An 11,782-nucleotide genomic window follows, 5' to 3' on the forward strand; every position below is an offset into this window, starting at 1 on the left:
CGTATTATGTCAATGTATGGCCAAATTCTATATGCATGAAAAAATTTATTCGAATGAATTGTGTATTTTGTTAGTAAATTCGTGCTATGTCAGAAGAAAAATTAATGTCGAAAAAAAAGCCGGCTTACCCCGTAAGCGAAGCTTTAGATGGCTACCTGGAACATTACAGTAGAAAAATTGAAATTCCTATATTTTATGACGATTTACTAAGGTTTTCAGGGTCGGTCGTTGTCTATGATAAAAATGATGAAGATACCCTTTGGGTACGCGCATATTATTCTGAATTCGATAGAAAGGAAATAGATGATAGTTTAAAGAAAGTATATTCCATTTTATTATCTGATGGTAGTGATAATATTCATCAATATTTAAATGTTGATGCGGTGGATTTTTGCACGTTTGGGAATTCAAAACCATTTAGGATAAAAATTCGAAATATTCTAAACGATAACTTTACTTATTTCTATATAAAAAAGACCGATGCATCTCGTATTTATGGGTTGGAATTGGAGCATATGCTTTCTCCTTACAACCTTAACTTTTTGGTTTATAAGGATACCTTGATTGAAGAACATATTGCAGGTATTCCCGGAGATGAATTTATCAAGAATAATTTACCTAAGTGTACTCCACGAGAAAAGGCGCAATTGGCGAAGGAATTTGTTAAGTTCAATGAGCGTTGTATGATTAGGCTTTTGGGAGATATGCGATCATATAATTATGTCATTGTGCCTACACATGATTTTGATCACGTAGTTTATAAAATACGTGCCATTGATTTTGATCAACAGTGTTTTGAAGGAAAATTAAAGGTGTATAGACCTCAGTTCTTTAAGGAGAACTATCAAATGGTAGAATTGGTTAGAAGTAAGCTTACCCATGATTCTGTTGATCAATATAAACTGGAAGAACGTTCTATGGTAGCTAAGCGTATTTTAAGTTCTGGTAATAGAATAAAGAAGTTACGTGCTATTTGTAAGACCGATGAAATATCTACACCGGATAATATTGCCATGTTAAGGGAACAAATTGAGGTATTGACCATGGATATGGATTTTCAGAACTGTAAGACAATGGGAGAGGTGCTAGACCTAGCTTTGAACTTTGTTCGTAGAAATTATGAAGATGTCAGTGTAAAGCAGATTATTGAGCATAATATTAAAATAAACAGCTAGTATATATTATGGTAGTCATAGTATTAAAAAAGCCATTTTTCGTGTGATGAAAAATGGCTTTTTTAATATTATAGTTAGACAAGGCTAGCTTTTCTGTTCTTTGTTGAAATACACTAGGTAATAGTACATTTGTCTTTCCTCGTCCCAGCCTTTTTCTACAAATTTTTCAGCAGATTCAGGATTTATGAAATCCATTTTGATCTGTATGTTGGTGTCAAGATTAATAACGTTCTTAATTTTTTTACGAGCATCTGATACCGCTTTATTGGCAATGTCAAAATTGGATACATCTTCAATGCTGAACTTAGGTCCTTTTTCCGTTTTGTAATGTTTGAACTCAGGAATCAATTCTGGGTTTTCCATTACTTCATTTAAGAAAGAAGACTCTTCAAAAGAATCGTTTTTTGCAAAATGGTTAACCGCTCGGTTCATAAAAAGAACCTCTTGTTGTTTATCTTCCGCTGGTAAAACCACGTCCTTTGCAAAATTCTGACAGAACTTTAAATAGTTTTTGGTCTTGAAATTATCATCTGAAAGCGGGTCTACACCCAAGAAATTTTCTAACCAATATTTGGTGTCATATTTATTGCTATCTACTGAAAGTACTTTGTAACCTTCCTCTTTATCAACATTGAATATTAAACAACCTTTGTCAAGCTTGTTAATGTTTATACCCTGTTGAATAACAATATCCAAATTGCTCCCTTTTTCTTCAAACTGAATAAAATCATGCTTGAGCTCACTTTTAAAGATACCTATGGCATCTACTTTTTTATTGTCCAACAATAGACCGGATAGGTAAGCTACGTATACCTCACCACTTTTAATATGTGGGTGATTAGATTGTTCAAATAATAAAGAAGCTACCTTTTTAGAGTTTAAATGTGCTTTAGAAGGGTCCTCAAAAACTTCACTGACAATTTTGAACAATTCGTTGAATTCCACATCAACTTCATTGGCCAGTTTATAATAATTTTCTTCCTTTTCCCTAAAAGGCTTAAAGAAGTATTCTTTTAATAGACCTGTAGTTTCGTCATTAAGTCTAAATGGTTCTTCAGAAAGAAATATACCTTCATTTTTATTTTTGTTACCAACTCTGTGTATAGAGATACTTTCTATTTGGGTAGCATATAGGTTGATCATAAAATGTTCTAAATTAAATGGTTATACGTGTCTTTGGTTCATTTGGTAACTGGTAAATTAATTCCAGTTCTCATCAAAATCCAAGTCATCATAATTATCAAAGGTATCATCAAAATCAAAGGCACTGTTCTCTGCCTCAAAGTTTTTTTCTGGTGGGGTCTCAGGTAATTCGCCAAAAGTGAATAGTACATTAGGGTAAGCACGACCATCTTCTTTTGGTTGTATATCCGCCAGTTCTACAAAGAAGGTCCACATGTTCATGAAATCATAAACGTAAATCAACTTTGGGTTGTTTTCGGTCATGATGTCCTCTAAAAAAGTTTCGTTCATTAAACGAACGTCAGAACCAGATTCACTCATATCAAAAAGTGCAATTTCTTCGTCTTGTTTCCACTCTTCATCGCAGGTGTAAAAAGATGCCATTTCATTGCCTAAAAAGCCAAATGCCTGGGTAATAGTATTATGAAAGTCCTCTAAAGAGTTATGAGCTTCAATTTCTAAATCTCTAAAAATATCTTCTTCGGCGTCTAGAATCACACGAATTTTATAAATCATACCTTAAATTTTGCGGGAGGGCAAAGTTACGAAGTTTTGATGTTTTTCCTAGGCTTTAATGCATCTAAAAGTATGTAGAATTGAACTCCAAATAGAATTGAAGCCAATACCAAGTGTAACGGCTGACTTGCAAAAGGAAAATCTAAATAGTTCATGGCTATACCTGTAATTACCTCTACTACCAATAAAAACAAGACCCAGTAAATTTTAAAATGTCCTAAGTTTAGTTTGGTGATCCGGTAAACCAAGTATACATTGATCAAAAGTACGATGATTGAAAAAGATCGATGTATATAGAATAAAACCTCAGGATTTTGTAGCCATAGACTTTTAGCGTCATAACCAAATATATCTATTTGCTCGTCTACAAATTGACGAACCTGTGTGCCCATACCAATTTGTACTAAGGTTAACACTAATGCTATTAGACTAAAATGCAGTACCGTTCTGTCATACCTTATACGTTTGTTTTCTTTATTGGCCAAATAAATGATGTACAAGAGCATGGCAACAATGACCAATGCCATGAGCATATGTATGGTAATTTTGGCAGGTTCTAAAACTGAGTATACTACCGTAGCGCCTAACCATGCTTGAAAAACCATTCCTACTACCACTAACCATGATAATATAGGAATACGCTTTTTCTTTTTCCAAAATTTTAATGATATAATGGCTAGCAAGAGTGTAGCCAACCCAGCTAGGGCGCCAAACAATCTATTGATATATTCGATCCAAGTATGCCAAGGGTTGAATTCGGCGTAGTCATGCTTGGCATACATTTCCCAGTTTTCTTCATTAAATGAATTTGTAGTGGTAAATGTTTCTTTTGAAACTTGTAAGGTTTCGTTCCAAATAATCACTTGTCCTTTTTCAAACGTTCTGTCTGCTTGCCACTTAATTTCCGTAACATCTGTTGGTGGAATATAATAACCAAAGCATTTGGGCCAATCTGGGCATCCCATGCCACTGCCTGTCATTCTTACTACTGCACCGGCAACAATTACCAAGTAAACTAAGACTAACGATATTTTGGCGATTTTTCTAAATGTAATATCCATAAAAAGTATCCATTCTATTTAGTAGTCTGTAAGCCTAGTTCTGCACCTTTAAGATACATAAATTCTTGTGCCGCTTTATATTCATTTGGAATTTCTCCTTCTAATATAGCCTCTTTGATCGCTTCTTTGATAATACCGATTTCTTTAGATGGTTTTAGGGAAAATGTTTCCATAATTTCTTCTCCACTTATAGGTGGTTGAAAATTTCTAACATGATCGCGAGCTTCTACTTCCTCAATTTTTTGGCGAACAATTTTGAAATTTTGATGATACCTTCGCTGTTTTTTAGGGTTCTTTGTAGTGATATCCGCTTCGCATAAGGTCATTAAATCTTCTACATGGTCACCTGCATCAAATATTAACCTTCGTACGGCAGAGTCTGTCACAAAATCTTCTGATAAAACTATAGGTCTAGAACTCATAAGTACGAGCTTTTGTACATATTTCATTTTATCGTTCAATGGCATGCGTAACCTTTTGAACAGCTTATAGACCATTTTAGACCCCACAAATTCGTGCCCATGAAATGTCCAACCTATTTTTTTATGGAATCTTTTGGTTGGTGCTTTTCCAATATCATGTAATAACGCTGCCCAACGTAACCAAAGACTGTCTGTAGCTTCAGATATATTATCGACCACTTCTAGCGTATGCCAAAAATTGTCTTTATGTTTTTGCCCTTCTATTTCTTCAATGCCCTGTAACGCAGTAAGCTCTGGTAGAATTAAAGCTAAAAGTTCTGTTTTATGAAGCAGTGAAAACCCTACGGACGGTTTTTTGCACAACATAATTTTATTGAGCTCGTCTAATATTCGCTCGTTGGATACGATTTTTAAACGGGCTTTATTTTCGGTAATAGCTTGTAAGGAGGGTAGTGCAATTTGAAAATCTAATTGAGTTGCAAACCGTATAGCCCTCATCATGCGTAAGGGGTCATCTGAATAGGTTACCCCTGGTTCTAAAGGAGTTTTGATTATTTTGTTCTCAAGATCCGTTATACCGTTAAAGGGGTCCAATAACTCACCATAGTTAGATGAATTTAAAGAAAGTGCTAATGCATTTATGGTAAAATCCCTTCTTTTTTGATCATCTTCCAAGGTGCCGTTTTCAACAATAGGTTTACGGCTATCCCTGGTATAACTTTCTTTACGTGCGCCAACAAATTCTAGCTCAATGCCATCACTTTTGATCATGGCGGTACCAAAATTCTTAAAAACAGAAACTTGAGGTTTTCCCTTTAATTTTGAAGCTACTTTCTCGGCAAGTGCTATGCCACTGCCAATAGCAACGACATCTATATCTTTAGGAATGGATCTCTTTAAAAAATAATCTCTGACAAAACCACCAATAACATAGCAGTCTACAGAAAGTTCTTCTGCAGCTTCTGAAATAGTTTTGAAAATAGGGTTGTTTAAAGCGTCTATATGGCTCTCTTGCATGTTGTTATTCTCGAATAACCTTCACCGTATTGTCATTAGAAAGTCTAATTATTGATGAGGCGGAGCTATTCTGTTTCTCTCTGTGCAAATTTACCACATAGTCTACACCTTTTAAAATGGCTTGATCTATATTTTGGAAAGAATTTGGAGTGTTGTTTCCTGATATATTGGCAGATGTTGATACAATTGGTTTTTTAAACTTACCAATTAGGTAACTGCAAAATTTGTCAGAAGCCACTCTAACGGCTAGGGTATTGTCCGCTGCAATTAGGTTTTTGGCAATACCACGTGGATTATCGTAAATTATAGTGGTTGGTTTTGTAGAAAGGTCCATAAGGTCATAGGCCAGGTCAGGAACTTTTTCTATGTGCTTCTCAAGCATTGCGTCATTGGCGACCAAACAAATTAATGCTTTACTGTCTTCTCGTTGTTTTAATCGAAATACTTTTTGAACCGCTTCCTCATTGGTAGCATCACAACCTATTCCCCAAACGGTATCGGTAGGGTAGAGTATGAGTCCGCCATTTTCTAAAACTTCTATGCATTTGTTGATTTCCTCAGTCATCTTTGATAGGGTATAATTAAAGAAATTTATCTGGTGTTATATTATAATGTTGTGTTATAGCTTGCCATTGAGTTTTGTTTTTATCCCCGCCTATGTTCGATTTTTTCAAAGATTGTTTTTGAGACCCAATGATAGGTATTGGTGTTTTTGCTCTATGCGCTGCTAATATTGTTTTCGTTCCTTGCAAATATGCCATAGCCTTAAACCACAAATCGTCGGCTTTTGGTGCTAATTCTAAAAATAGATCGGCATTTGTAACCTCTTTTGATAAGCAGTTAGGAGGGTAAAGTACCCCTTCTGCACCAATTGCAATAATTGCGTCTTCATTATTCTTGGTGTTTTTATCCTTGATCCAACTTTTGTAAGAAAGTAACTCTCCAGCTGAGCTATAACTTATATACCTAGTTTGATTAGCTATTACCTTGTCTAAATTGGCTTTATGCTCTTGATATAATAAATGAAGCCAATTTTTTCTGTACATCATATCATCATCACATGTAATTATAATATCGTTGGGGTAAAGCTCTAAACTATGAACCAATTTTCTATGGGAGCAGGTTAAATCTGAATATAAAATTGAAAACAAATCAGACTCTAATGATACCAATTTTTCTGGAATTTCATCCTTTAAGGAGTGATGTAACCATAATACTATTTTTGTAGGCCTTACTTCTTGATTAAGGATACTTCTTATGGTCAAGTGCAGCGTATGCAACCTAGAAGGAATGGAGGTTAATGAAACAATTACAGGAATTTCTTCTTTCTGTACGTTAACCATACTTTTAGAAGATATTGATAAAAGTTTGGCAGCGTTATAAATTGATACCGGTATTTCTTTTAGCTTCATTTTACATTGCTGTATTTTGATCTATTATTAATAGAGCATCTTTTCTTGGTCAAAGATAGATAAGAGTTTTATATTTTTGCAGTAATTTGAAACGTAGCATGGAGATTCCTAAAATAAGTATCATTGTTAGTACATATAATGCCGAAGAGTGGTTGAAGAAGGTACTTTGGGGCTTTGAGCAACAAATTTTCAAAGACTTTGAAGTGGTTATTGCCGATGACGGCTCAAAGGAACCTACCAAAATTCTTCTTGAAGAAATGGCAAAAAAGGTTCATTACCCCATAGTTCATGTTTGGCAAGAAGATGACGGATTTCAAAAATCTAGGATACTTAATAAAGCGGTTACGGCTTGTTCTGCAGATTATATTATCATGACCGATGGTGATTGTATACCGCGAGAAGATTTTGTTCAAGTTCACTACATAAATAAAGAACCTGGTTATTTTATTTCTGGTGGATATTACATGCTACCAATGAATATCTCTAAATTAATTACTTTAGAGGATGTTGAAAAGCAGCGTTGTTTTAATATTCAGTGGTTAAAAGAAAAAGGAATTCCGCAGACATTCAAGAATAATAAGTTGACGGCTCGGGGGATCATTTCAAAAATCCTTAACTGGGTAACACCTACCAACGCTAGTTGGAACGGTCATAACTCTTCTGGTTGGAAGAAAGATATTGAAAATGTGAACGGTTTTGATGAGCGTATGCAATACGGTGGACAAGACAGGGAATTGGGTGAAAGGTTATTTAATTTTGGTATAAAATCAAAGCAATTACGTTACAGTGCTGTTTGTGTTCATTTGGACCACAAAAGAGGTTACAAAACACCAGAGTCTATTGCAAAAAATGTTGGAATTAGAAATGCCACCAAAAAGGAAAAAAGTGTGTGGACACACTATGGCATTACCAAATAATACGCAAGCTCATTTTTCTGTTCTAACCTTTTAAGCTCTCTATAGCGTTCAAGTACGCCCAAAGAATTCAAATAACAAATGGTAAAGCCTTTTTTGCCGTCAAGTATACCAAGTCTTAATATATAGTGGTTAAAAAATTTCCAGCTAGTTTTTAAGACCATCATTATATAACTGAATTTTTTTTCCTTGTAAAAAGATTCAATAGCTTTTAAACGACCATATTTGAGCATTTTACCTTTGTAGTCTTCGTGACTCTTATAACAGTAATGTGTTAGTTTTTCTTTTAAAATACCAGAATCACCATCCACGTCCAATGTTTCATGGACAATTTTGCAATCGGAAAATACAGCTTTACTTTTTCTAAAAAGGCGGTAGTTTTTATCTGTTTGCCATCCACTGAAATTTAATTTTTCATTTTTGAACATGAACTGTCGATAAAACCAAAAAGCAGCAATTTCGGTACCACTTGATATTGTTTCTTCTATTTCATTTTGCAAAGCTTTAGAAACAATCTCATCAGCATCTAAAAATAAAACCCAGTCGTTTTTAGCCTGTTTTAAAGCAAAAGATTTTTGAGCGGTAAAGTTTTCGAACGGATTTTGAATGACTTTTACTTTAGGGTGTTCCTTTAAATATTCATAGGTTCCGTCAGTACTAAAAGAGTCAACTACAATAATTTCGTCAGCAAAAGAAACAGATTCTATACATTTTTCAATGAAACCAATTTCATTATACGTAATTACTAATGCGGTAAGTTGTTCTTTTTTTGTAATCATACAATCCAATTTGATAGGTTTGCTCTAATCGGAGCGAACAAAGTTATAACAAAAAAAGAATTAAAAAATTGTATCAAGAAGTAAAATTCTTACAGGTTTAAAATCCGGTATTATAACTTGGTTCAGTTTATAAGAGGGTATATTTTAGAATGGTTGCGTTCAATTATCAAAAAGTTTTTTAGTTTTTGCTAACGCAGCTCCAATAACCTGGTGCATATCATAGTATTTATATTCAGCTAGCCTACCTCCAAAAATGACTAAGTCTTTGGAAGCCTTATTTTTATATTTTAAATACCTACTGTTATTCTTATCGTCGTTAATGGGGTAGTAGGGTTCTAATTCAGTTGATGCCTCTAATGGAAATTCTTTTGTTATGACCGTTTTCTTTTGTTGCCCAAATTCAAAATGTTTGTGTTCTAAAATTCTAGTATATGGTATTTCTACTGCTGTATAATTAATAACTGCATTGCCTTGAAAGTTTTCGATATCTAAAACTTCATGGGCAAAACGTAAACCTCGGTATTCTAGTTTGCCAAATTCATAACCGTAGTACTCATCAATTTTACCTGTAAAGACCGTTTTGTGTGCCATCCCATCAAGGGCAATTTTATCTTTAAAGTAATTGACACAAAGCTGTACATCTATACCTTCAAGTAACCCTCCAGTAAGTTCGTTATATCCACCTATTGGAATGCCTTGGTAGCTATCATTAAAATAATTGTTGTCGAATGTAAATCTTACCGGTAGACGTTTTATTATAAATGCAGGTAATTCTGTGGCTTTTCTTCCCCATTGCTTTTCTGTATACCCTTTGATCAGTTTGTAATAAATATCTTCACCAACCAATGAGAGCGCTTGCTCTTCTAAGTTTTGAGGTTTTTTTGTTTGGTGTTTTTTGCTTTGCTCTTCTATTATGTTTTTAGCTTCTGAAGGAGTTTTTACTCCCCAAAGCTGATGGAAAGTATTCATGTTAAAAGGCAAATTGAACAATGAACCTTTATAATTGGCAACTGGTGAATTTGTATATCTATTAAAAGGCACAAAGTCGTTTACATAGTCCCAAATTTTTTTGTTGTTGGTATGGAAAATGTGTGCTCCGTAGGCATGCACATTGATATCTTCTATTTTTTTACAAAATGTATTACCTCCTATATGTTCCCTTTTATCTACTACTAAACATGTTTTACCTCTTTTTTTTGCTTCATGGGCAAAAACTGCCCCGTACAGACCTGCGCCTACAATAAGGAAATCATACTTTTTTGTGGATGCCATTTTTTAAAATTTAATGCTCAAAGATACAGTTTGAAATCTAAATTTATTAACATGAAAATATTTACAATTGTTTAAGCTTTAACTTAAAAACTTTATTTTAAAATGGTATAATTGCATGGCAAAAAATGGCTTAATTAATACCTTCATGAATTCAAATAATCTCTTTTTTATTTCTAGGAATTATAAATTTTCAAAGAATGCGGCTTCTAAACCAAAAATGGACTGCGAGATAGTTCTTGAAAAAAACGGATTTAAAAATTTAGGTTTTAAACAAAGTAATTACCCCAGTTCGGCTATAGGCGCGGTTATTAGTTTTTTCGGAATCACAAAAGGGTTAATTCGCTTGCCAAGAAAGTCGGTTTTTTGCATGCAATATCCGTTGAGTAAGTTTTTTGGGTATATCACCAACGTCGTTGCTTTAAAAAAATGTACACTAATTATTATCATTCATGATGTAAAATTTTTAATGGGGAAGTCAAAAGATTTAAATGGTGAAATGGCGAAGTTTAATAAAGCTGATTTTATCATCGTTCATAACGAATCTATGAAAAAGTGGTTTCAGGATAATGGTTGTACTGCACAGTTGGTCAGCTTAGAATTGTTCGATTATATTCATTCCAGTAATAAGCATGCCACGCTCAATACTCCCTACGATGTAGTCTTCGCAGGTGGGTTAGGAAAGGAAAAAAGTGAGTTTTTATATAGTATGGACAACCTTAACCCTTTAAATTATAAATTGAAATTGTATGGTAATGGTTTCAATGCCGCTGATGCTGAGCAAACTAATTCTATTCTCGATTACCAAGGTGTTTTTTCACCAGATGAAGTAATTGATAAAATAGAAGGTTCGTTTGGTTTAATTTGGAACGGTAATGCTTTGACCGAATGTTCAGGGGATTTTGGTAAATACCTGTTATATAATAATCCGCACAAGACATCTTTATATCTCTTGTGCGGATTACCTGTAATTGTCTGGAAAAAAGCAGCTATCGCTAAATTCATTGAAAAAGAACAAATAGGTATTACCTTAAATTCTTTAGACGAACTTGATACTGTTTTAGCTAACCTTGATTCTAAAGACTATGCTACTATGGTTTCTAACGTAGAAAAGGTGAAGGTGAAGGTGTCTTCCGGTTATTACCTTTCTCAAGCTATCAACAAGGTAGTGGCATTGGTTTAAAATTTAAACCGCTACATCATACTCTCTTAGTGCATCGTTCAATGATGTCTTTTTATTGGTGCTTTCCTTACGCTTACCAATTATTAATGCACATGGTACTTGGAATTCACCAGCCGGGAATTTTTTGGTGTAACTGCCAGGTATAACTACTGAACGAGCAGGGACAACACCTTTGGTCTCTACCGGAGTTTCGCCTGTAACATCAATTATTTTAGTACTCATGGTCAAAACAACATTTGCACCTAAAACGGCTTCTTTTTCAACTCTAACACCTTCTACAACAATACAACGGGAGCCAATAAAGGCACCGTCTTCTATGATGACCGGCGAAGCTTGTAAAGGTTCTAAAACACCACCAATACCAACACCGCCACTTAGGTGTACATTTTTACCTATTTGAGCACAGCTACCTACTGTTGCCCAGGTATCTACCATGGTTCCTTCATCAACATAAGCACCAATATTTACATAGCTAGGCATTAAAATGGTACCTGCTGAAATATATGCTCCATGTCTTGCAACGGCATTTGGTACTACACGAATTCCTTTTTCCTTGTACCCTTTTTTTAATGGCATTTTATCATGGTACTCAAAAATACCAGCTTCTAAAGTTTCCATTTTTTGAATAGGGAAATACATAACTACCGCTTTCTTGACCCATTCATTGATCTGCCATCCATCTTCAGTAGGCTCGGCACATCTCAATTTTCCTAAATCTAAAAGATTTACAACCTCTCTAATTCTATCTTGGGTAGCAGACTCCTTCAAAAGGTCTCTATTTTCCCATGCTTTTTCTATTTGAGCTCTTAATTCTGTCATTTTCATAAAATTTTCTCAAATATAAGTTGAAGT

At 34.4% G+C, this 11,782-nt stretch carries 12 protein-coding genes and 1 pseudogene; 3 read left to right on the forward strand and 10 right to left on the reverse strand.

All coding sequences use genetic code 11. From position 1 onward, the window contains the following. Window positions 1-86 precede the first annotated feature (86 nt). The gene (locus YQ22_RS13485) at window positions 87-1,175 is read left to right on the forward strand and encodes a hypothetical protein (RefSeq protein WP_058103528.1); all 1,089 of its coding nucleotides are present in this window, start codon (window positions 87-89) and stop codon (window positions 1,173-1,175) included. An 84-nt stretch (window positions 1,176-1,259) separates the two neighbouring features. Here YQ22_RS13485 and YQ22_RS13490 read toward each other — a convergent pair whose 3' ends face one another. The 6 genes from YQ22_RS13490 to YQ22_RS13515 are packed head-to-tail and all read right to left on the reverse strand — an operon-like array spanning window position 1,260 to window position 6,785. Continuing rightward, a complete protein-coding gene (locus YQ22_RS13490) occupies window positions 1,260-2,318 on the reverse strand; it encodes a nucleoid-associated protein (RefSeq protein ID WP_058103527.1) in 1,059 nt (352 codons plus the stop codon). 57 nt (window positions 2,319-2,375) lie between these two features. Further along, a complete protein-coding gene (locus YQ22_RS13495; protein WP_058103526.1) occupies window positions 2,376-2,873 on the reverse strand; it encodes an IS1096 element passenger TnpR family protein in 498 nt (165 codons plus the stop codon). A 26-nt stretch (window positions 2,874-2,899) separates the two neighbouring features. Then, window positions 2,900-3,934: a COX15/CtaA family protein gene (locus YQ22_RS13500; protein ID WP_071341604.1), complete on the reverse strand. Its 1,035-nt coding sequence runs from the start codon at window positions 3,932-3,934 to the stop codon at window positions 2,900-2,902. Between the two features lie 14 nt (window positions 3,935-3,948). After that, on the reverse strand, window positions 3,949-5,373 hold the full coding sequence (locus YQ22_RS13505; RefSeq protein WP_071341605.1) for a CCA tRNA nucleotidyltransferase: 1,425 nt from the start codon (window positions 5,371-5,373) through the stop codon (window positions 3,949-3,951). A gap of 4 nt (window positions 5,374-5,377) precedes the next feature. Next, window positions 5,378-5,938, reverse strand: coding sequence for an L-threonylcarbamoyladenylate synthase (locus tag YQ22_RS13510; protein WP_071341606.1), 561 nt, complete (start codon window positions 5,936-5,938; stop codon window positions 5,378-5,380). Window positions 5,939-5,954: 16 nt separating this feature from the next. Further along, entirely contained in the window at window positions 5,955-6,785 is an 831-nt protein-coding gene (locus YQ22_RS13515) for a hypothetical protein (protein WP_058103522.1), read from the reverse strand. Between the two features lie 98 nt (window positions 6,786-6,883). On the opposite strand from YQ22_RS13515, the pseudogene YQ22_RS19445 reads away from it, so the two are divergent. After that, a pseudogene (locus tag YQ22_RS19445) lies at window positions 6,884-7,219 on the forward strand (glycosyltransferase); the annotation flags it as partial. Between the two features lie 342 nt (window positions 7,220-7,561). On the opposite strand, the gene YQ22_RS19450 reads toward YQ22_RS19445, so the two are convergent. The 3 genes from YQ22_RS19450 to glf all read right to left on the reverse strand — a co-directional run bounded on the left by YQ22_RS19450 (window position 7,562) and on the right by glf (window position 9,750). Continuing rightward, window positions 7,562-7,684: a hypothetical protein gene (locus YQ22_RS19450; RefSeq protein WP_394332426.1), complete on the reverse strand. Its 123-nt coding sequence runs from the start codon at window positions 7,682-7,684 to the stop codon at window positions 7,562-7,564. After that, entirely contained in the window at window positions 7,684-8,478 is a 795-nt protein-coding gene (locus YQ22_RS13525) for a glycosyltransferase family 2 protein (protein WP_071341607.1), read from the reverse strand. The genes YQ22_RS19450 and YQ22_RS13525 overlap by 1 nt, the downstream gene beginning before the upstream one ends. 159 nt (window positions 8,479-8,637) lie before the next feature. Beyond that, a complete protein-coding gene (gene glf, locus YQ22_RS13530; protein WP_071341608.1) occupies window positions 8,638-9,750 on the reverse strand; it encodes a UDP-galactopyranose mutase in 1,113 nt (370 codons plus the stop codon). A gap of 217 nt (window positions 9,751-9,967) precedes the next feature. Here glf and YQ22_RS13535 point away from each other — a divergent pair, with 217 nt between their 5' ends. After that, complete coding sequence (locus YQ22_RS13535; protein WP_232231192.1) at window positions 9,968-10,930, forward strand: beta-1,6-galactofuranosyltransferase; 963 nt, start codon at window positions 9,968-9,970, stop codon at window positions 10,928-10,930. A 3-nt stretch (window positions 10,931-10,933) separates the two neighbouring features. On the opposite strand, the gene YQ22_RS13540 is transcribed toward YQ22_RS13535, so the two are convergent. Continuing rightward, window positions 10,934-11,749 carry a 2,3,4,5-tetrahydropyridine-2,6-dicarboxylate N-succinyltransferase gene (locus YQ22_RS13540; protein WP_071341609.1) on the reverse strand — a complete coding sequence of 272 codons (816 nt, stop codon included), beginning with the start codon at window positions 11,747-11,749 and terminating at the stop codon, window positions 10,934-10,936. Window positions 11,750-11,782 lie beyond the last annotated feature (33 nt).

Origin of the sequence: Maribacter sp. 1_2014MBL_MicDiv (assembly GCF_001865655.1) — a bacterium.
In the GTDB taxonomy this organism is placed as follows: Bacteria; Bacteroidota; Bacteroidia; order Flavobacteriales; family Flavobacteriaceae; genus Maribacter; species Maribacter dokdonensis.